15 protein-coding genes and 5 tRNA genes are annotated in these 21,224 nt (G+C 40.3%); all 20 read right to left on the reverse strand.

Features of this window, described 5'->3' with window-relative positions:
• Window positions 1-85: 85 nt before the first annotated feature.
• Window positions 86-4,300 carry a DNA-directed RNA polymerase subunit beta' gene (rpoC, locus tag AC27JP_RS15985; protein ID WP_487116845.1) on the reverse strand — a complete coding sequence of 1,405 codons (4,215 nt, stop codon included), beginning with the start codon at window positions 4,298-4,300 and terminating at the stop codon, window positions 86-88.
• Between the two features lie 106 nt (window positions 4,301-4,406).
• A complete protein-coding gene (gene rpoB, locus AC27JP_RS15990; protein WP_487116847.1) occupies window positions 4,407-8,435 on the reverse strand; it encodes a DNA-directed RNA polymerase subunit beta in 4,029 nt (1,342 codons plus the stop codon).
• 269 nt (window positions 8,436-8,704) lie between these two features.
• Entirely contained in the window at window positions 8,705-9,073 is a 369-nt protein-coding gene (gene rplL / locus AC27JP_RS15995; RefSeq protein WP_487116849.1) for a 50S ribosomal protein L7/L12, read from the reverse strand.
• A gap of 102 nt (window positions 9,074-9,175) precedes the next feature.
• Window positions 9,176-9,670, reverse strand: a complete 495-nt coding sequence (gene rplJ, locus AC27JP_RS16000; protein ID WP_487116851.1) for a 50S ribosomal protein L10 — start codon at window positions 9,668-9,670, stop codon at window positions 9,176-9,178.
• Between the two features lie 299 nt (window positions 9,671-9,969).
• On the reverse strand, window positions 9,970-10,665 hold the full coding sequence (rplA, locus tag AC27JP_RS16005; protein WP_487116853.1) for a 50S ribosomal protein L1: 696 nt from the start codon (window positions 10,663-10,665) through the stop codon (window positions 9,970-9,972).
• 3 nt (window positions 10,666-10,668) lie between these two features.
• Window positions 10,669-11,097 (reverse strand): 50S ribosomal protein L11, encoded by a 429-nt coding sequence (gene rplK / locus AC27JP_RS16010; RefSeq protein WP_487116855.1) that lies wholly within the window; start codon window positions 11,095-11,097, stop codon window positions 10,669-10,671.
• Between the two features lie 174 nt (window positions 11,098-11,271).
• Window positions 11,272-12,147: a sulfite exporter TauE/SafE family protein gene (locus tag AC27JP_RS16015; RefSeq protein ID WP_487116857.1), complete on the reverse strand. Its 876-nt coding sequence runs from the start codon at window positions 12,145-12,147 to the stop codon at window positions 11,272-11,274.
• 139 nt (window positions 12,148-12,286) lie between these two features.
• On the reverse strand, window positions 12,287-12,865 hold the full coding sequence (gene nusG, locus AC27JP_RS16020) for a transcription termination/antitermination protein NusG (RefSeq protein WP_487116859.1): 579 nt from the start codon (window positions 12,863-12,865) through the stop codon (window positions 12,287-12,289).
• 10 nt (window positions 12,866-12,875) lie between these two features.
• Window positions 12,876-13,259: a preprotein translocase subunit SecE gene (gene secE, locus AC27JP_RS16025; protein WP_487116861.1), complete on the reverse strand. Its 384-nt coding sequence runs from the start codon at window positions 13,257-13,259 to the stop codon at window positions 12,876-12,878.
• Between the two features lie 110 nt (window positions 13,260-13,369).
• Window positions 13,370-13,446 (reverse strand) — tRNA-Trp (locus AC27JP_RS16030).
• Between the two features lie 303 nt (window positions 13,447-13,749).
• On the reverse strand, window positions 13,750-14,934 hold the full coding sequence (gene tuf, locus AC27JP_RS16035) for an elongation factor Tu (protein ID WP_487116841.1): 1,185 nt from the start codon (window positions 14,932-14,934) through the stop codon (window positions 13,750-13,752).
• 74 nt (window positions 14,935-15,008) lie between these two features.
• Window positions 15,009-15,084, reverse strand: a tRNA-Thr gene (locus AC27JP_RS16040).
• A gap of 15 nt (window positions 15,085-15,099) precedes the next feature.
• Window positions 15,100-15,173, reverse strand: a tRNA-Gly gene (locus AC27JP_RS16045).
• A 27-nt stretch (window positions 15,174-15,200) separates the two neighbouring features.
• Window positions 15,201-15,285 (reverse strand) — tRNA-Tyr (locus AC27JP_RS16050).
• 44 nt (window positions 15,286-15,329) lie between these two features.
• Window positions 15,330-15,405 (reverse strand) — tRNA-Thr (locus AC27JP_RS16055).
• Between the two features lie 134 nt (window positions 15,406-15,539).
• Entirely contained in the window at window positions 15,540-16,274 is a 735-nt protein-coding gene (locus AC27JP_RS16060) for a type III pantothenate kinase (RefSeq protein WP_487116863.1), read from the reverse strand.
• Window positions 16,271-17,245: a bifunctional biotin--[acetyl-CoA-carboxylase] ligase/biotin operon repressor BirA gene (gene birA, locus AC27JP_RS16065; RefSeq protein ID WP_487116865.1), complete on the reverse strand. Its 975-nt coding sequence runs from the start codon at window positions 17,243-17,245 to the stop codon at window positions 16,271-16,273. The genes AC27JP_RS16060 and birA overlap by 4 nt, the downstream gene beginning before the upstream one ends.
• Window positions 17,245-18,276, reverse strand: coding sequence for a UDP-N-acetylmuramate dehydrogenase (gene murB / locus AC27JP_RS16070; RefSeq protein WP_487116867.1), 1,032 nt, complete (start codon window positions 18,274-18,276; stop codon window positions 17,245-17,247). The genes birA and murB overlap by 1 nt, the downstream gene beginning before the upstream one ends.
• A gap of 68 nt (window positions 18,277-18,344) precedes the next feature.
• Window positions 18,345-20,504: a GumC family protein gene (locus AC27JP_RS16075; protein WP_487116869.1), complete on the reverse strand. Its 2,160-nt coding sequence runs from the start codon at window positions 20,502-20,504 to the stop codon at window positions 18,345-18,347.
• Window positions 20,501-21,010, reverse strand: coding sequence for a polysaccharide biosynthesis/export family protein (locus AC27JP_RS16080; protein WP_487116871.1), 510 nt, complete (start codon window positions 21,008-21,010; stop codon window positions 20,501-20,503). Before AC27JP_RS16080 ends, AC27JP_RS16075 begins: the two co-directional genes overlap by 4 nt.
• Window positions 21,011-21,224 lie beyond the last annotated feature (214 nt).

The following is a 21,224-nucleotide window of genomic DNA, read 5'->3' on the forward strand; positions in this document are numbered from 1 at the left end:
CGGAATTCTATAGGTCAAGCTTTAACCTGTCAAGCACATTGTGCGCTTAGAGCAAGTTAAAGCTAATTTTTGCTAATATTGAAGATTACTCTTCGCCACCTAACATATCTGCATTTAATGCATCTGTTAATGCTTGAGCAGCTTCATCAGCTGATACTGTTACTTCTTCTTCAGGAACAGCATTTTTAGCTTTTGCACGTTCTTGATGATAAGCATAACCCGTACCGGCTGGGATTAAGCGACCAACAATGACGTTTTCTTTCAAGCCACGTAGTGTATCTTTCTTACCAGCAACAGCTGCTTCAGTAAGTACACGTGTTGTTTCTTGGAAAGAAGCCGCAGAGATGAATGACTCAGTTGCTAATGATGCTTTAGTAATACCCATCATTTGCATTTCGTATTCAGCTGGTTGTTTGCCTTCAGCTTCAAGTTCACGGTTAGCGATATTGACACGGGCAACTTCTAGGATTTCACCTTTAAGGAAGTTACTATCACCAGCGTCTAAAATCTCACACTTGCGGATCATTTGACGCACGATAACTTCAATGTGCTTATCGTTAATCTTAACACCTTGTAAACGGTATACTTCTTGTACTTCGTTAACAATGTAGTTAGCAACTGGAGCAACACCACGTAGACGTAAGATATCGTGTGGAGACTCTGGACCATCGGCAATAACTTCACCTTTAAGTACAGATTCACCTTCAAACACGTTCAATTGACGCATTTTAGGAATCATCTCTTCGTATACTTCACCACTTGGTTGAGTGATTAATAAACGCACTTTACCTTTTGTTTCTTTACCGAAACCGATAATACCTGTTTTCTCAGCTAAAATAGCTGGAAGCTTAGGCTTACGCGCTTCAAATAAATCAGCAACACGTGGTAAACCACCGGTAATATCACGAGTTTTTGACGACTCTTGAGGAATACGCGCTAGCGCATCACCAATGTTAACTTCGGCGCCATCTTCAAGGTTAACAATCGCGTTACCTGGTAAGAAGTATTGTGCTGGAATTTCAGTACCAGCAATCATCACGTCATTGCCTTTAGCGTCAACTAGTTTAACCATTGGGCGCATTTCTTTACCCGCAGAGTTACGTTGACCAGCTTCTGTAACAACAATGCTTGATAAACCTGTAAGTTCATCCGTTTGACGAACCATAGTTACGCCATCGATAAGCTCAACGAATTGAACCTTACCAGCAACCTCAGTAATAATTGGATGCGTATGCGGATCCCAATTAGCGATGATATCGCCTGAGTTAATCGCTTCACCATCTTTCTTAGAAAGAATAGTACCGTAAGGTACTTTGTAACGCTCTTTCTCACGGCCTAGTTCATCAATTACTGTTAGCTCTGATGAACGTGACGTGATCACTAAGTGATCTTCTGAGTTTGTTACAAATTTAGCGTTCTGTAATTTCAGGGTACCGTTGTTCTTAACTTGTACAGAGTTCTCAGCTGAAGCACGAGATGCCGCACCACCGATATGGAACGTACGCATGGTAAGCTGAGTACCTGGTTCACCAATTGATTGTGCTGCCACAACACCAATGGCTTCACCTTGGTTAATCATATGACCACGAGCCAAATCACGACCGTAACAATGAGCACAAATACCAAAGTCAGTTTCACAAGTAATAATTGAACGTACTTTAATTTGATCAACCGAGTTTTCTTCGATTACATCACATAATGCTTCGTCAATTAATGTGTTACGTGGCAGTAATACTTCTTCTGTACCTGGAATTAGTACATCATCACATACCACACGACCTAGTACACGTTCACGTAACGGCTCAACAACATCACCACCTTCAATCAATGGCGTCATTAATAGACCGTCTTCAGTGCCACAGTCATGTTCTGTAACAACTAAATCTTGTGCAACGTCAACTAAACGACGAGTCAAGTAACCCGAGTTAGCTGTTTTCAATGCTGTATCGGCCAAACCTTTACGCGCACCGTGAGTTGAGATGAAGTATTGTAATACGTTCAAACCTTCACGGAAGTTAGCTGTGATTGGTGTTTCGATGATTGAGCCATCTGGCTTAGCCATCAAACCACGCATACCCGCTAGCTGACGAATCTGAGCGGCACTACCACGAGCACCCGAGTCAGCCATCATAAAGATTGAGTTGAAAGAGTCTTGCTCTTCTGGCTCACCGTCACGGTTAATAACTGTTTCTTTTGATAAGTTGTCCATCATAGCTTTCGAAACTTTTTCGTTGGCAGATGACCAAATATCGATAACTTTGTTGTATTTCTCACCAGCCGTTACAAGACCTTGCTCAAACTGGCTTTGAATTTCTTTAACTTCTTCTTCTGAATCTTCGATGATGGTGTATTTCGCATCTGGAATAACCATATCGTCAATACCAACTGAAGCACCCGCGATCATCGCGTAGTGGAAACCTGTGTACATAATGTGGTCAGCAAAGATAACAGTATCTTTAAGGCCTAAGTTACGGTACGCATGGTTAATCAGTTTTGAAATTGGCTTTTTACCTAACGGTTGATCAATTAAGTCATAAGGCATGCCTTCAGGACATACTTGCCATAAAATGGCACGACCAACAGTGGTATCACGTAAAGTTGTCTTCGCTTCTAATTCGCCTTCAGCATTACGAACATGCTCAGTAATACGGATTTTAACGCGAGCGTGAAGTTCAGCAACACCAGTACGGTAAGCTTTTTCAGCTTCTTTAGTGTCGGTAAATACCATACCTTCACCCAAACCATTTACACGATCACGCGTTAGGTAATATAAACCTAATACAACATCTTGTGATGGTACTATGATTGGGTCACCGTTCGCTGGCGAAAGAACGTTGTTCGTTGACATCATCAACGTACGTGCTTCCATTTGTGCTTCGATTGTCAACGGTACGTGTACCGCCATTTGGTCACCATCGAAATCGGCGTTATATGCCGCACAAACTAGCGGATGAAGGTGAATTGCTTTACCTTCAATTAGTACTGGTTCAAAAGCTTGGATACCTAGTCTATGAAGAGTAGGTGCACGGTTAAGCATAACTGGATGTTCGCGGATTACTTCATCAAGTACATCCCAAACTTCAGCGCCTTCACGTTCAACTAATTTCTTAGCTGCTTTAATCGTTGTCGCTAAACCACGAGCTTCTAATTTACCGTAAATAAATGGCTTGAATAGCTCAAGTGCCATTTTCTTAGGTAAACCACACTGGTGTAAACGTAACGTTGGACCAACGGTAATTACAGAACGACCAGAGTAATCAACACGCTTACCTAGTAAGTTCTGACGGAAACGACCTTGCTTACCTTTGATCATGTCGGCAAGAGATTTAAGAGGACGTTTGTTAGAACCGGTAATAGCGCGGCCACGACGACCATTATCTAGAAGTGCATCAACAGATTCTTGTAACATACGTTTTTCGTTACGTACGATAATGTCTGGTGCAACTAGGTCTAGAAGACGCTTCAAACGGTTGTTACGGTTAATAACACGACGGTAAAGATCGTTAAGATCTGAAGTCGCGAAGCGACCGCCATCTAGTGGTACTAATGGACGTAAATCCGGTGGTAAAATTGGTAGAACATTCATAATCATCCACTCAGGCTTGTTGCCTGAAGCAGCGAATGCTTCCATTAATTTTAAACGCTTAGTGATTTTCTTACGTTTAGTTTCACTACCAATCTCAGGTAATTCTTCACGCATTTGCGCTACTTCACCGTCAAGATCGATTTGTTGTAGTAAAGCTAAAACCGCTTCAGCACCCATTAAGGCGTCGAATTCATCACCGTGCTCTTCTAACGCATCAAGATATTCTTCTTCTGTTAGAATTTGGCTTTTCTCTAATGTCGTCATACCTGGTTCGGTAACAACATAAGATTCAAAGTAAAGCACACGCTCAATATCACGTAACGTCATGTCTAACAATAGACCGATACGAGATGGTAATGATTTTAAGAACCAAATGTGAGCAACTGGACTTGCTAATTCGATATGACCCATACGGTCACGACGAACTTTAGTCAATGTAACTTCTACGCCACATTTTTCACAAATTACACCACGGTGCTTAAGGCGTTTGTATTTGCCACAAAGACATTCATAGTCTTTAACTGGACCAAAAATACGCGCACAGAACAAACCATCACGTTCTGGCTTAAAAGTACGATAGTTAATCGTCTCAGGTTTCTTTACTTCACCAAATGACCATGAACGAATCATGTCAGGTGAAGCTAGCCCGATGCGAATACCATCGAACTCTTCAGTTTGATTTTGTTGCTTAAGAAACTTAAGTAAATCTTTCACACTCTATCTCCTGTCGGAGTTAAATACCGGAAAGAGCAGCCATCTGCTCTTTCCCTGTACTGACTTTCAGCGTTAACTCAAAGTCAGCAATGTAGCTTTAGGTAGCCTATTCCTGATCCAATTCGATGTTGATACCCAACGAGCGAATTTCTTTCAACAATACGTTGAATGATTCAGGGATGCCTGGTTCCATTCTGTGATCACCGTCTACTAAGTTTTTATACATCTTAGTACGACCGTTAACATCATCAGACTTAACAGTAAGCATTTCTTGTAGGGTATAAGCAGCACCGTATGCTTCTAATGCCCATACTTCCATCTCACCGAAACGCTGACCACCAAATTGTGCTTTACCACCTAATGGTTGTTGCGTTACTAAGCTGTATGAACCAGTTGAACGGGCATGCATCTTGTCATCAACTAAATGGTTTAGTTTTAACATGTACATGTAACCAACAGTTACTGGACGTTCAAACTCACGACCAGTACGACCATCTGTCAGCGTAAACTGACCACTTTCAGGCATATCAGCTAGTTTGAATAAGTCTTTAATCTCACGCTCACTTGCACCATCAAATACTGGTGTAGCAATTGGAAGACCGGCACGTAAGTTACCCGCTAAACGCATAATTTCATCATCAGAGAATGAATCAATATCAACGTCTTGGCGCGACTCACCTAAGTTGTAAACTTCTTTTAAGAATTCACGTAATTTGTGAATTTCTTGTTGAGCTTGCAACATACGGTTAATTTTTTCACCGATACCACGAGCAGCCATACCTAAATGCGTTTCTAGGATCTGACCGATGTTCATACGTGATGGTACACCCAACGGGTTAAGTACAACATCAACTGGCACACCGTGCTCATCGTAAGGCATATCTTCAACAGGTACTACGTTTGAAATAACACCTTTGTTACCGTGACGACCAGCCATTTTATCACCTGGTTGAATACGGCGTTTAACAGCTAAGTAAACTTTAACAATTTTCAATACGCCTGGTGCTAGATCATCACCTTGGGTGATCTTGCGACGCTTAACTTCATATTTCTTATCGAAGTCTGCTTTAATGGCATCGTATTGCTCAGCAATTTGCTCAAGTTCAGATTGTTGACCTTCATCAGCCAAGTTTTGAACTAACCACTTGTCACGAGACATGCTGTTAAGATCAGACTCATTTAAGCCAGAAGCTAACAATAATTTCTTCGCACGAGCGTAAATGCCATCTTCAAGAATGCTGAACTCATCACCTAAGTCTTTCTTAACTTGTTTAAGTTGCATTTCTTCAATTTCAACAGCACGAGCATCTTTTTCTACACCGTCACGGGTGAAGATTTGCACATCGATGATAGTACCTGAAACAGAGTTAGGTACACGTAAAGAGCTGTCTTTAACGTCAGCTGCTTTTTCACCGAAGATAGCACGTAAAAGTTTTTCTTCTGGCGTAAGTTGCGTTTCACCTTTAGGTGTCACTTTACCTACTAAGATATCGCCACCGTTAACTTCAGCACCAATGTAAACAACACCCGCTTCATCTAATTTAGATAATGCAGACTCGCCTACGTTTGGAATATCAGCAGTGATTTCTTCACTACCTAGCTTAGTGTCACGAGCAATACAGCTTAATTCTTGAATGTGAATGGTTGTGAAACGGTCTTCTTGTGCAACACGCTCAGATAACAACATTGAATCCTCAAAGTTGTAACCATTCCAAGGCATAAACGCGATACGCATGTTTTGGCCAAGTGCCAATTCACCCATATCTGTAGACGGGCCATCTGCTAACACATCACCACGAACTACTGGCTCAGCCATACGACACAATGGACGTTGGTTGATACACGTGTTTTGGTTAGAACGTGTGTATTTTGTTAAGTTGTAAATATCAATGCCGGCTTCACCAGCTACCATTTCATTTTCATTAACTTTAACAACGATACGAGATGCATCTACGTAATCAACAACACCACCACGTTTAGCAACAACAGTTACACCAGAGTCAACCGCTACGATTTTCTCCATACCGGTACCAACCAGTGGCTTGTCCACTTTCAGTGTTGGTACAGCTTGACGTTGCATGTTCGAGCCCATCAAGGCACGGTTAGCATCATCATGCTCTAGGAATGGAATCAGTGATGCAGCAACAGAAACGATTTGTTGTGGCGAAACATCCATATACTGAACTTGTTCAGCAGACATTAAGGTAAATTCGTTTTTATGACGACAAGGGACTAAGCCATCAACTAATTTACGATCTGAATCAACATCAGCCGTTGTCTTTGCGATTACAAAGTTGCCTTCTTCGATTGCAGAAAGGTAATCAACTTCGTCAGTAACATAGCCGTCAACAATTTTACGATAAGGTGTTTCTAAGAAACCGTAATCGTTAGTACGTGCGTAACATGAAAGCGAGTTGATCAAACCAATGTTTGGACCTTCCGGCGTTTCGATTGGACAAACACGACCATAGTGAGTTGGATGTACGTCACGTACTTCGAAACCAGCACGTTCACGTGTTAAACCACCCGGGCCTAAGGCAGAAATGCGACGCTTATGCGTTACTTCTGATAACGGGTTGTTTTGGTCCATAAATTGTGACAATTGCGAAGAACCAAAGAATTCTTTAACGGCAGCTGAAATCGGCTTAGCGTTAATTAAGTCTTGCGGCATAATCGCATCTAAGTCACCAAGACTTAAACGTTCACGAACAGCACGTTCTACACGAACTAAACCAACACGGAATTGGTTTTCTGCCATTTCACCTACTGAACGGATACGACGGTTACCTAAGTGATCAATATCATCAACTTCACCTTTACCGTCACGAATGGCGATAAGAGTTTTCATTACTGAGATAATGTCATCGTTAGATAAAATTCCATTGCCCACTTCATCAGCATTGCCAACACGACGGTTGAACTTCATACGACCTACCGTTGATAAGTCATAACGTTCAAGTGAGAAGAACAAGTTATTAAATAACGTGTCAGCCGCATCTTTTGTTGGTGGCTCGCCTGGACGCATCATACGGTAAATTTCAACTAAAGCTTCTAAGCGGTTAGTTGAGTTATCTACACGTAAAGTGTCAGACATATATGAACCAACATCAAATTCGTTCATATATAAAGTAGAAAGTACTTTATGACCTGCTTGACTTAATTCAGCCAACATTTCTAAGGTGATCTCAGCATTTGCATCAGCAATCACTTCACCTGTAGATTCATCTATGTATGCTTTAGAAAGTACTTTGCCAACAATGTATTCTGCAGGTACGTCTAAAGTATCAATTTTTTCTTTTGAAAGCGTACGAATATGACGAGCGGTAATACGACGACCCTGTTCAACAAGCACATCACCATTTGGTAATTTAATGTCAAAGGTTGCAGTTTCACCACGTAAGCGTTCTGGAATTAAATCCATTACTAACTTATCGCCCTTAATTTCAAAATTCGTCGTATCGTAGAAAATTGCTAGAATTTCTTCAGTAGAATATTCTAAGGCACGTAAAATGATCGATGCAGGTAATTTACGACGACGGTCAATACGGACGAATAAATTATCTTTTGGATCAAATTCAAAATCCAACCAAGAACCACGGTAAGGAATAACGCGTGCGTTATATAACACTTTACCTGAAGAATGTGTTTTACCTTTATCATGATCGAAAAACACACCTGGAGAACGATGTAATTGTGAAACAATAACACGCTCTGTACCATTAATGACAAATGTACCATTGTCAGTCATTAATGGGATTTCACCCATGTATACTTCTTGTTCTTTGATATCTTTTACTGTGCCGGCAGCTGCTTCTTTATCATAAACAACTAAACGTAATTTCACACGTAATGGCGCAGAGTAAGTTACACCGCGTATTTGACATTCTTTAACGTCAAATAACGGTTCGCCCAAACGGTAACTCACAAATTGTAATTCTGAACTACCAGAATAGGCTTTAATTGGGAAAATAGAACGAAACGCAGCCTCTAGGCCTGTTTCACCTGTTGGATCAATATCAATAAACTTACGGAAAGATTCGAGTTGGATTGATAACAAGAATGGATAATCCATTACTTGCGCACTTTTACCAAAGTCCTTACGAATACGTTTCTTTTCAGAGTAAGAGTAAACCATGGGGTTCCTCAGCTTGCTGGTTATGGCCGAATCTGCCTTAAAATACCAATTGGATTTAAATAATGGCGCTAATTACGAGTAGTAATTGGCAATTATCTAATCCAATTGGTATCAGACAGGATATTGCAGTGATGCTTTTAAAATACTAAGCATCAAATAATGCACTGTTTTGGTTCAAAAAAAAACCACTTTCTTTAGCGCAAAAAGGCCGGTGACGTTTAAATCACCAGCCATTGCCTTTTCAGGCAAATAATCTGTTTAAAAACAGATTATTTGATCTCAACAGAAGCACCTGCTTCTTCAAGAGCTTTCTTAAGTTCTTCAGCTTCAGCTTTTTCAACACCTTCTTTAAGTGCTTTAGGAGCTGATTCAACTAAGTCTTTAGCTTCTTTTAAGCCAAGACCTGTTGCGCCACGAACGGCTTTAATTACAGCAACTTTCTTCTCACCGAAACCTGTTAAGATTACGTCGAATTCAGTTTGCTCTTCAGCAGCAGCACCAGCGTCACCGCCAGCAACAGCAACTGCAGCAGCTGCAGATACGCCGAACTTCTCTTCCATTGCTTCGATTAGTTCAACTACGTCCATTACTGACATTTCAGCAATAGCATTTAGGATATCGTCTTTAGAAATAGACATTATAAATTTCCTGTTTTAAGTAACAGTCTCTATGACTGTTATAAATAACTATAAATACAAAAAGTGCGAATTGTGCTCTTAACATTAAGAGGTAAACAATTATTAAGCAGCTTCTTGCTCTTTCTGATCGCGTACTGCAGCAATCGTGCGGCAAAGTTTGCCAGCAGATGCTTCTTTCATAGCGCTCATTAAACGTGCAATTGCTTCGTCGTAAGTTGGTAGCTTAGCTAACATATTTACGTCTACTGCATTACCTTCAAATGCTGCTGCTTTTAATTCAAAAGCTTCGTTAGTTTTAGCGAAGTCTGTGAATAAACGTGCTGCTGCACCTGGGTGCTCGTTTGAAAATGCAATTAGTGATGGACCAACTAATGTGTCAGAAACACATTCAAAGTCAGTACCTTGTAATGCACGACGTGCTAATGTGTTACGGATAACTTTCATCCATACACCATTTTCACGAGCTTGCTTACGTAATACAGTAATTGCTTCAACTGTAACACCGCGTGAATCCGCGATTACAGCTGACTGAGCGCCACTGGCAGCTTCTTGAACTTCAGCAACAATTGCTTTTTTGTCATCAAGATTGATAGCCATTGGCTTTACTCCTGGTTCACCGGCAATAAAAAACCGGTATTTACTATCCCCAAATTAATAAACATTAACTTAGGCCGTTACGGCGAGGACCAGAATTAGGAAATACTGGGTAATCACCATCTACGTAGGAAAAATTAAGCTTTCTATGAAGGATCATATCGGCTCCTACGGTCTTTGACGGGGTTGTCTTAAGTAAAAAATACTCATTAACAGACAACACCTACCAAAATTTAAGGGGCGAAATTATAGTCTACAATTTCGCCCTTGTAAAGTATCGAAAATCGATGCTTTACAGAAAATTAAGCTGTTAAACTAGCTTGGTTTACCGAAACACCGGCGCCCATAGTAGTTGAAACAGAAATCTTCTTAATAAACTGACCTTTAGCGTTAGCTGGTTTTGCTTTCTTAAGCGCTTCCAATAATGCTTCAAGGTTTTGTTGCAATTTAGCATCTTCGAAATCAGCCTTACCAATAGTAGTATGGATGATACCGTTTTTGTCATTGCGATAGCGGATTTGACCCGCTTTTGCGTTGTTAACTGCAGTAGTAACGTCTGGAGTTACCGTGCCAACTTTAGGGTTAGGCATTAAACCACGTGGGCCTAAGATTTGACCTAGTTGACCAACAACACGCATTGCGTCTGGAGTAGCAATAACTACGTCAAAGTCCATATTACCGGCTTTAACTTGTTCTGCTAAATCTTCCATACCTACAACGTCAGCACCAGCTTCTTTAGCTTTCTCTGCGTTTGCGCCTTGAGTAAATACAGCAACACGAACATCACGACCAGTACCATGAGGTAATACTGTCGCGCCACGTACGTTTTGATCTGATTTACGAGCGTCAATGCCAAGGTTAACAGCAACGTCTACACTTTCACGAAAGTTAGCAGTAGCTAATTCTTTTAATAAAGAAATCGCTTCGTTGATGTCATATTCTTTTAATACGTCTACTTTTTCACGGATAAGACGAGCGCGTTTTGATAATTTAGCCATTGATTAGTCCTCTACCACTAAACCCATTGAACGAGCAGAACCCGCAATGGTACGCACTGCAGCTTCCATTGAACCAGCAGTAAGATCTGGTTCTTTAGTCTTAACGATTTCTTCAAGTTGTGCTGTAGTAACAGTACCAACTTTTTCAGTGTTAGGACGACCTGAACCGCTCTTGATACCAGCCGCTTTCTTAAGTAAGTAAGAAGCAGGTGGTGTTTTTGTATCAAATGTGAAAGAACGATCAGCATATACTGTAATTACTACAGGAACTGGAGCGCCTTTCTCTAATGAATCTGTTTTCGCGTTAAACGCTTTACAGAATTCCATGATGTTCACACCGTGTTGACCTAATGCAGGACCAACTGGTGGTGACGGGTTTGCTGCACCAGCAGCAACTTGTAGCTTGATTAAAGCTGTGACTTTTTTAGCCATGGTTTTAATACCTTTAGTATGGGTTCAAACGCTAATAATAAAATCAGCTCCCCGTTAACAAAAATCGATTTTATCCATAACAAGATAAAATCGGCAGCGGATTATATATTATTCGACGGCAAAAACGCAAGACACAAGATGAACTTTGTTTAAAAAAACAACGAAGATAAGAGTTTAATTTAGTAAACCATATAGACCGACAAAAAGGATCCAGCTGCCCAAAAAGAATTTCAATGGTTTAGCGCCTAGCGCCTGAGCGATAAATCTCGCCAAAAATGCGCCGACGACTGCACCAGGAATAGCAAACATAAGTATGTCAACATGAATTGCCGTACCAGACAGAAAATAAGGTAAGCCAGCCCAAACCGTTAAGCAAGAAACAATAACCCCAGCAGCAACGGAAAACATTATAGAAAAGCCTTGCAACAATAATACAACTGCAAGAATTTCACCGACCCCTACCGATATCCATGCGGTAATCATACCACCTAAAAAGCTACATACTGCAATGGTAACTTGTTCACCTTGCAGTAACTTATTACGCTCATTTTGATACGAGCACTGCTTCACCAGCATACAATGACACAGCACGACAATACCAAAAACGAAGGAAAAAACATTGAAGATATTATCAACAGAAGTTACTGATGGTATTGGTGTGTATTGCACTAACCACAACCCTAATATAGAAAAAGGTACACTCACCCTAAGCACGCGTAAAAGTTGAAATAATGAACTTTGCTTTCGATAAAACCATAACCAAGAAATGCTACCAACGGCCATACCGCAACTTTGAATGGCAAAGCTCGTTGCAATAATCACATCACTTGGTAAGCCAAGTAATCGAAAAGAAGGTACGAAAACAACACCACCACCAGCACCGGTGGCATTTGCCGTTATAGCACCCAAAATACCCAATATAAAAAAGCCGGAATATTCACCAGACCAATCGAAAGATACAATTGCAGCAAGCAGTATAGTCACTGCAATTAAAGTGAAGGTAACGCGTCTTGGCCACTTTTTTTCTACGTACCTGCGATAGTGATGCATAAACTATTTTACCTTCAACCGCTTAAACTTAAAATGGAAGGTTAAGCATACTACGTCAGACACTCTAGCAACAAATAACGGACATAAAAAAACCAGAGTATTAACTCTGGTTTCATTTAAATTATTGGAAGTGCTTATATTAGCCTTTTTCGACTTGGCCAAACTCTAAATCAACTGGTGTTGAACGACCAAAAATAAGTACTGATACTTTAATACGGTTCTTCTCGTAATCAAGCTCTTCAACCACACCGTTAAAGTCAGCAAATGGACCGTCGATAACACGTACCACTTCGCCCGGTTCAAATAATGTTTTAGGTTTCGGCTTATCAGTATCTTCAAGGCGTTGTAAAATGCGATCCGCTTCTTTTTGCGTAATTGGCGCAGGTCTATCTGAAGTGCCGCCAATAAAGCCTAATACGCGTGGTACAGACTTAACCAAATGCCATGCTTCTTCATCCATCGCCATTTGTACTAATACATAGCCAGGGAAGAATTTACGGGCACTTTTACGTTTTTGTCCGGCACGCATTTCAATAACTTCTTCAGTCGGCACTAATATTTGGCCAAATTTGTCTTGTAAGCTGTGAATTTCAATATGTTCAGCTAAAGTCTTTTGTACTCTACCTTCATAACCGGAAAACGCTTGTACAACATACCAACGTAATTTTGGCTTGTTTGTTTCTTCAAGCGACTCTGTGTTTGTAATTTCTTCAGTCATGATATTACCTTTAACCTACTTTTAAGCCAGTAATTAATCCTACTACCCAAAATAGAACTGAATCTAATCCCCAAAGTAGTAAAGACATTATTAATGTTGCCACTAATACGATACCGGTTGTTTGCACTGCTTCTTGGCGTGTTGGCCAAACAACTTTACGTACTTCTGTACGAGATTCTTTAGCAAATGCGACAGCTGAACGACCTTTCACTGTTTGCATAGCAACAAGTCCTGCAATAATAATAGTCGCTACAACGGCTAAAGCACGAACAAGAACTGATTGCTCAGCAAAAAAGTAGTTACCCACTACTGCACCAGCTAAAAGAAGAACAATTATGCTCCACTTTAAAAAATCGAGCGAACCACTTGGTTCATGTTCAGTACTTGCGTTCATATTTACTACCTGTAATTACACGTCTAATCTAAGACTAAGCAACTCCGACAGCGTCGAAGCTAAATTCTAAAGCACGAATAAGTTAAGACATTCGCACTTTACTCAAAAAATGGCAGGGGTAGAGAGATTCGAACTCCCAACCGTCGGTTTTGGAGACCGCTGTTCTACCAATTGGAACTATACCCCTTCAAATTGTACTTACACTTAACGAGTGGTTCTTAGTTGTTTGGGAATTAAGAGTGACTCTAGAAGTGAGGCGCTATTATACTAAGCAAAATATTTTACTCAAGGACTATTTTCAGATTTCAATAATGCTAGTCCTTGGTGGCGATAGCAGCTGAATATAAGCTCTTATAACCTTTTGTAAATATATACGTAGGTCAACATACAAAAAACGTACTGATTTTAAAAAGTTAAACGCAGAAAACAAAAAAGGCCGCTTTCGCGACCTTTTTTAGTGTTAATCTAAATCAACTATTCTCAAAGAGAATTAGTCCATGATTTTAGATACAACACCAGCACCTACTGTACGACCACCTTCACGGATAGCGAAGCGTAAACCTTCGTCCATCGCTACTGGGTTGATAAGCTCTACAACAAACTTCAAGTTGTCGCCTGGCATTACCATTTCTACACCTTCAGGAAGCTCTACTGCACCTGTGATGTCGGTTGTACGGAAGTAAAACTGTGGACGGTATCCTTTGAAGAATGGCGTATGACGACCACCTTCATCTTTAGATAACACGTATACTTCTGACTCAAACTTAGTGTGAGGAGAAATTGAACCTGGAGCACATAATACTTGACCACGTTCTACGTCTTCACGCTTAAGACCACGTAAAAGAACACCACAGTTCTCACCAGCACGACCTTCGTCAAGAAGTTTACGGAACATTTCAACACCAGTACAAGTTGATTTTTGTGTATCACGGATACCAACAACTTCTACTTCTTCACCAACTTTGATGATACCACGCTCAACACGACCTGTTACAACAGTACCACGACCTGAAATTGAGAATACATCTTCGATAGGCATGATGAATGCACCGTCGATTGCACGCTCTGGCTCTGGAATGTAAGAATCAAGTGCGTCAGCTAGTTCAACTACTTTCTCTTCCCATTTAGCTTCACCTTGAAGTGCGCCTAATGCTGAACCTTGGATAATTGGTAAGTCATCACCTGGGAATTCGTATTCGCTAAGAAGTTCACGAACTTCCATTTCTACTAATTCTAGTAATTCTTCGTCATCTACCATGTCACATTTGTTCATGAATACGATGATGAAAGGTACACCAACTTGACGTGATAACAAGATGTGCTCACGTGTTTGTGGCATTGGACCATCTGTAGCAGCAACTACTAAGATAGCGCCATCCATTTGTGCAGCACCGGTGATCATGTTTTTGATGTAATCGGCGTGACCTGGACAATCTACGTGTGCGTAGTGACGAGTTTCTGTATCGTACTCGATGTGAGAAGTATTGATTGTAATACCACGCTCACGCTCTTCTGGAGCATTATCGATTTGTGCGAAATCTTTAACTTCACCACCGTGAACTTTAGTTAATACCGCAGAGATAGCAGCAGTTAAAGTTGTTTTACCGTGGTCAACGTGTCCGATTGTACCAACGTTAACGTGCGGTTTATTACGTTCGAATTTTTCTTTAGCCATCTTAAAATACCTCAGGGTAGATTAACAAAAATTAAATAATAAGTTTTTTGAGATAGCGAAGAATGTCTTTAGGATGGTGCTGATAGGCAGATTCGAACTGCCGACCTCACCCTTACCAAGGGTGCGCTCTACCAACTGAGCCATATCAGCATATCATTATAAAGATGGAGCGGACGGCGGGAATCGAACCCGCAGCTTTAGCTTGGAAGGCTAAGGTATTACCACTATACGACGTCCGCACATTCTTTTCAAAATCTCAATAAAAATGGTGGAGGGAGGTGGATTCGAACCACCGAAGGCGGAGCCGTCAGATTTACAGTCTGATCCCTTTGGCCACTCGGGAACCCCTCCAATTTTTATCACCCTTTTACATATTCATGTAATAAGAGTATTAATGGTGCCGACTGCCGGAGTCGAACTGGCGACCTACTGATTACAAGTCAGTTGCTCTACCAACTGAGCTAAGTCGGCACTACATTAAGTGGTGCGAATTCTAGAGTAATGTTTTCTAGCATGCAACAGGAAAATGCAAAAAAAAGCATGTTTTTATGCGTTTGATGGTTTTTTATTCGCATTATTGATTTTATTGTCTGAATAACGCCAATTTAACTGGCGTGGAAACAACTTAAACCATGAAATATCAAGCTTGGTGCCAATTCATAATCATCATTGATTAAGTCCGCTAGTTGCTCACTATTACCACCGGTTAACAGTACTTTATTAACTGTTAGCAACTTATTTGCCTGCACAATCGCTTCTTTGATTGCGCCGATAGTCATTGCCCAGACGCCATGATTTAAACATTGTGAGCTATTCTTACCAAATGAAACATTAGCGATGGCAATCGGCTCAGCAACAATTTTTTGCGTATTGCTAAGCAAACCAGTAAACATCGTTTGAACCCCTGGCATTATCCAACCACCAAGGTGCTGGCCATTAGCAGCGAGTAAATCAACCGTTGTCGCGGTGCCAGCGTCAATTATCAAGACATTTTGTTGTGGATAAAGCTGGTGGGCCGCAATTATCGCCAGCCATCGATCAACACCTAAACTTTCTGGCTGAAGATAACTTGAAGAAACACCAAAAGCTTTTGCTTGGCTTTGCACCTGCAAAAATGCAATATTTTGTGCTGATGCCCAAGCCTCGATTTCGACCAGTACGTTATTAGCATGCACATTCGCAACAATAAGCTCTGAAACATCGGCAAAATCTTTTGATGCTAAAGCTTGCAGAAAAAGCTGATAATCAAGATAAACAACGTCACTAAACATTGATTCATCATCTGTTTGCTGAAAAACATATTTTACTTGCGTATTTCCTATGTCAACCAGTAGTCTCATCGCCCACCTCGTAAACTTACCTCACCACCATATACGGGGCCAACCTTACCGTTGACTTCTAACAATAAAGCTCCTTGAGCATTAATACCTCGACTGATCCCGCGCGTTGTTTTTTCACCGGTAATTAAAGCGACTGGTTTATTGAGATAAAAATCTTGTGCTTGCCACTGCGCAACCATAGTATTGATGCCACTTTGACTATGTATACTGAGGCGTTTAAGTAACGCAGAAATAATATTAGCAGCCAGTAAATTTCGATCAATTTCCACACCTAAGGCGCTAGATAAGTCAGTCCAAGGTTGATCAACGAGTTCAGCACTTTTACTCGGCATATTGATATTTAAACCTATCCCGATAACACAATGGCAAGGCTCCATCGCCTGCCCTTCCAAATCAATCAATATACCCGCAAGCTTTACACCGTTAAAATAAATATCATTTGGCCATTTTAACTCCACCTCAATATTATAAAGTGCTTTAATGGCATCACTGACCGCAAGTGCAGCAACAACACTTAAGCCCATGGCTGCTGACATCCCTTGCTCTAAATACCAGTACATAGACATATAAATGTGTGAGCCAAAAGGTGAAATCCATTGTCGGCCACGACGGCCTCGCCCGGCACTTTGATATTCTGCTATGCAAACTTGCCCTAACGTGTTTTGATTGGGTAATCGACGCATTAAATAGCTGTTTGTCGAATCAATAACACTATGAACTTCCACCTTGGGCGTATCATTGCTAGTGGCTAAATGGGCCACTATTGCATCTTCACTTAATAATGCAATGGGTTCAGCTATTCTATAGCCTTTACCGGTAACACTGAAAATATCAAAGCCCATTTCTTGTAAAGCGGCGATATGCTTAGAAATCGCAGCGCGGCTAACCCCTAACTCTTCACCTAATGCCTGACCGGATAGAAAATCACCTTTAACAAGCTTTTGAATTAACGTCTCTCGAATTGCTTTCATTAACTGCACTCTGCTATCAGATTATCTAATTCACCACGCTCACCAATAAAACGCACTTCCGGCACCAGAGTAATCGCAAACTTAGCAAAAACTTGCGTTCGAACATGAGCCGCTAAATTGATTAGATCTTGCCCTGAGCCACTGGCATAATTAACTAAAACTAAGGCTTGTTTGTCGTGCACGCCGACATCTCCTTGACGAAACCCTTTCAAACCCGCTTGTTCAATGAGCCAACCAGCCGCTAACTTAATCTCGCCATTACTTTGCTGATAATGAGGTATGCTTGGGTATTGTAATTGCAATGCTTGGAAGCATTTTTTGCTAACAATCGGGTTTTTAAAAAAACTCCCCGCATTTGCCAATGCAGCAGGATCCGGTAATTTACTTTCGCGTAATTGAATAACTTTCAACATAATGTCTTGTGCACTAATCGGTGACTTTAACTGATTTAAGCCCTGATAACTCAATACCGGCTGCCACAGTTTAGGAAACTTAAAGTGTACATGAGTAATTATCCCACGGCCCTTTAAGATTCCTTTAAAAATACTGTCTCGATAATCAAATTGGCATTGCGAGTGAGTATACTCAACAAGCTTTTGTTTGTTAAAGTCATACCAAGAAACGTGGTCAATAAAATCTCCCACTTCAACACCATAGGCGCCAATATTCTGCACTGGCGCCGCGCCAACACTACCAGGTATTAATGCTAGGTTCTCCAAACCATAAATTTCTTTTTCAATGCAAAATTTGACCAGTTGGTGCCAATTTTCCGCACAAGCAACACTGATATAAAAATAATCGTCATCTTCAATGACTTCAATACCTTTGAAGCTTGGCTTGATAATAACTGGGGTTTGTTGATGACAAAAAAGCGTATTGCTTCCTTCTCCTAAGACATAATAATGAGTCAATTGATTATAGGGAATTTCACTGAGTTCATTAATGCTCGACGGGAAGTAAATGGTTGGTGCTGTCGTTTCTAAATTAAAGCTATTCAAAGCTTGTAACGAAAATTGGCAATATACTTTCATAGTGAAGAATTTAGGAAATTTTCACTATTGTACGCAATTATCGCCACCGCTTAAACTATGCGTGAGGATTAACCGCGTTTTCTTGCTGCCAACTTAATAATATTATTCCGTTCGCTATAATATTTATTTTGATACTTGTCGGTATCAATATTTTCACTGTGATTAATAACTACCCCTTCAATTGGAGCATTGACTTGCTTTAACATCCGCAAGCCAGAGGAGATTTGATCTCGCTTGGTTTTGTTGCCATGCACCACATAAAGTACACTTTCAACCAACTTGGAAATAATTACCGCATCGCTCACCGCATTTACCGGAGGCGTTTCAATAATTATGCGGTCATAAAAGTTACCAAACACTTTAATCAGCATATTAAAGCGTTTCATTGACAGGAATGCCAAAGGATTAGCCGGCGAAATACCTGAAGTTAAAATATCTAATTTGACGTTTTTATCACGAATGATACATTCGTTGATTTGGTGAGTTTTCGCTAGCAAGTTTGAAAGTCCAGGGCGATGCTGGTTCAAATTCATATTTTTCGCAATCGTTGGATGCCGCATATCGGCTTCAATCAACAAGACTTTTTCCATTTCACTAAACGAACGCGCTAAGTGCAATGCTACCGTAGACTTTCCTTCATTTGGCACCGAAGAAGTAACGGCAATAATTTTCGGCGGTGTTTTTTCATTGTTAAATAACAATGCTGTTCGCAAGGTTCGTATCGCTTCAGTAAAGCGATTATCAGAGATATAAGCGTCTTCTTTCTTATCATTGGAGCTGGCTTTAATTTTAGGTAACACCGCTAAAATTGGCGCTTCATTAAAGTTATCTAATTTGCGTCGCGAATTAAGCGTGTCCATTAGCAGCTCACGCATAATAATAATAATCGAGATAAATGCCATTGCCATGACAAAACTAATCATTACCGCTAAAGTTTTATTAGGTGCAAATTGCGATTTAGGCATAATCGCTTTATCAATAAAACGAACATAAAAGTTTGCTTTATAATTACCCATGGCATCAGCTTCTTTTAGACGCACTAAATAATTATTATAAAGCTCTTTATTGGTTTCAACCTCACGGCTTAATTGCGAAAATTTATTTTGTAAGCGACTTAAGCGAATATAGTTTTTCTTTGATTGCGCTAATCGTTGCTCGGTGGCATTAACTTTCTCTACGGCATTGAAATAATCTTTTTCAAACGATGAAACAATCGTTAATATTTGCGAGTCTATGCGTTTTTCCAATGAATTTAATTCTGACTGCACCGCAATTCTTTTTGGATGCTTAGGTCCATAACGCTGTGCCAATTCATTTAACTTTCGTTCAACTTTCTCTTCATTGCGCTTTAGCAACACAAATGAGGATTGGTTATTCACTGCTTGCATTTGGGTTAACTTTTCAAGATCCGAGCGATTTTTTTGAATTTCTTGATAGGTAACCCCTAAATCATCCTTAAGTTTAGCGGCTTTCAATGCTTCCGATGTCAACTCAGAAAGTTGCCCCCCGACTAAACCAACAATACCTTGTATATCAACAATACCTTCCTTTTCACGGTACTCTTGCAAAGATTGCTCGGAAATTTCTAACTTTTTACCGAGTTCTTCTAGTTGATCAACTAACCATTGAGAGGTTGTTTCTTTCGAGGCACTATGAATTTCGTCTTGGTATTGTAAATAGGTAATACCGACTTGGTTGGCCACTTTTTGAGAGAGTTCAGGTGAGTATGAAGAAAAACTAATTTTGACCAGTTCGGTACCAGAAATTGGTGCTATGTTAAGTCGACGTTGAAATCCTAAAACTATATCGCTGACCTTTGGTGCTGTTTTACGTTGGCCAATCTCGGCGAAAAAAGGGATTTTATCATTATATTTACCGCTGTTAAATTCACTGTGCTGAACTAAGTTCAGCTGAGAAATAACTCGTTCGGCAAATTTTCGAGAGCGCAGTAATTCATATTGTGTTTGAATTTGCTCTTTACTGGCATTTGACTCATTAAAGGCATCGTTGATTGATAAGGTGTTAGCTGGCTTATTGCTACCTATTTGCAGTATGGCCGTCGCTTTGTATGATGGTTTTAATAAAGAAACATAAAATGCAACGGTAAAAGAAACCAGTAAGGTAAAAAATACTATTTTCCAACGACGAAGCCAAAGTGGCGTTAAAACTTCTTTTAACGCCACTTCATCATTCACCAATGTTGCATTTTCGTTGTCTAGTGTGTTCAAAAAAAGCTTTGCTCTATCTCGATAATATCATCAGGCAAAATCGAACTTGCTACATTAGCCGAAAATGTATGCTTCACTCCGTCAGTAACGCGAGTGATTTTCCAGTCAGATTTTGACGCTCTTGCTGCTAAGCCACCTGCTATCGCAATGGCTTTATCTAGTGTTAAATCTTCCTGAAATGGGTAACCGCCGGGGCGCTTTACTTGTCCGTGGATAAAAAATGGTCGATAAATAGTAATGGTGACAGCAACTTGAGGAGCGACCAAATAATCTCCACGTAAGCCATCCGCTATTTTTTTCTCTAACGATTTTGTCGACAACCCCAGCACAGATATATCCGATAAAAACGGAAATGAAATCATCCCAGACTTATCAATTTTTACTCGGGTTGTTAAATCCGGCTCACCGTAAACGACAATCTCAATTTGGTCTCCGGAGCCTAAATTATAATCACTTGCCGCTGCCTGACCAATGAGGCACAACAAGCAAAACATCAAAAATCGCATACTTTTCACTCAATTGAATTACAAATAGTAACATTATCTGCTAGCTAAATACTAATTTTCTCATTATTGGACAAGAACGCTCGTTAATATTTAGTCCACTACAATATTGTAACAACCATAATCCTTTAATTAACATGGCACTATCTGAGTAATCAACTATTTATGTAAACTTTCATGCCACTTGTAATTACCTTATTGAAAATATGGCTATTTG

This window comes from Colwellia sp. SU-HH01172, from assembly GCF_057553355.1.

Coding starts and splice junctions, on each gene's coding strand:
- rplJ (WP_487116851.1), bottom strand. CDS start 9,670: ATGGCTATCAATCTTGATGACAAAAAAGCAATTGTTGCTGAAGTTCAA.
- murB (WP_487116867.1), bottom strand. CDS start 18,276: ATGAAAGTATATTGCCAATTTTCGTTACAAGCTTTGAATAGCTTTAAT.
- birA (WP_487116865.1), bottom strand. CDS start 17,245: ATGAAAGCAATTCGAGAGACGTTAATTCAAAAGCTTGTTAAAGGTGAT.
- AC27JP_RS16015 (WP_487116857.1), bottom strand. CDS start 12,147: ATGCATCACTATCGCAGGTACGTAGAAAAAAAGTGGCCAAGACGCGTT.
- nusG (WP_487116859.1), bottom strand. CDS start 12,865: ATGACTGAAGAAATTACAAACACAGAGTCGCTTGAAGAAACAAACAAG.
- rplL (WP_487116849.1), bottom strand. CDS start 9,073: ATGTCTATTTCTAAAGACGATATCCTAAATGCTATTGCTGAAATGTCA.
- rplK (WP_487116855.1), bottom strand. CDS start 11,097: ATGGCTAAAAAAGTCACAGCTTTAATCAAGCTACAAGTTGCTGCTGGT.
- AC27JP_RS16080 (WP_487116871.1), bottom strand. CDS start 21,010: ATGCGATTTTTGATGTTTTGCTTGTTGTGCCTCATTGGTCAGGCAGCG.
- AC27JP_RS16060 (WP_487116863.1), bottom strand. CDS start 16,274: ATGAGACTACTGGTTGACATAGGAAATACGCAAGTAAAATATGTTTTT.
- rpoB (WP_487116847.1), bottom strand. CDS start 8,435: ATGGTTTACTCTTACTCTGAAAAGAAACGTATTCGTAAGGACTTTGGT.
- rplA (WP_487116853.1), bottom strand. CDS start 10,665: ATGGCTAAATTATCAAAACGCGCTCGTCTTATCCGTGAAAAAGTAGAC.
- tuf (WP_487116841.1), bottom strand. CDS start 14,934: ATGGCTAAAGAAAAATTCGAACGTAATAAACCGCACGTTAACGTTGGT.
- secE (WP_487116861.1), bottom strand. CDS start 13,259: ATGAACGCAAGTACTGAACATGAACCAAGTGGTTCGCTCGATTTTTTA.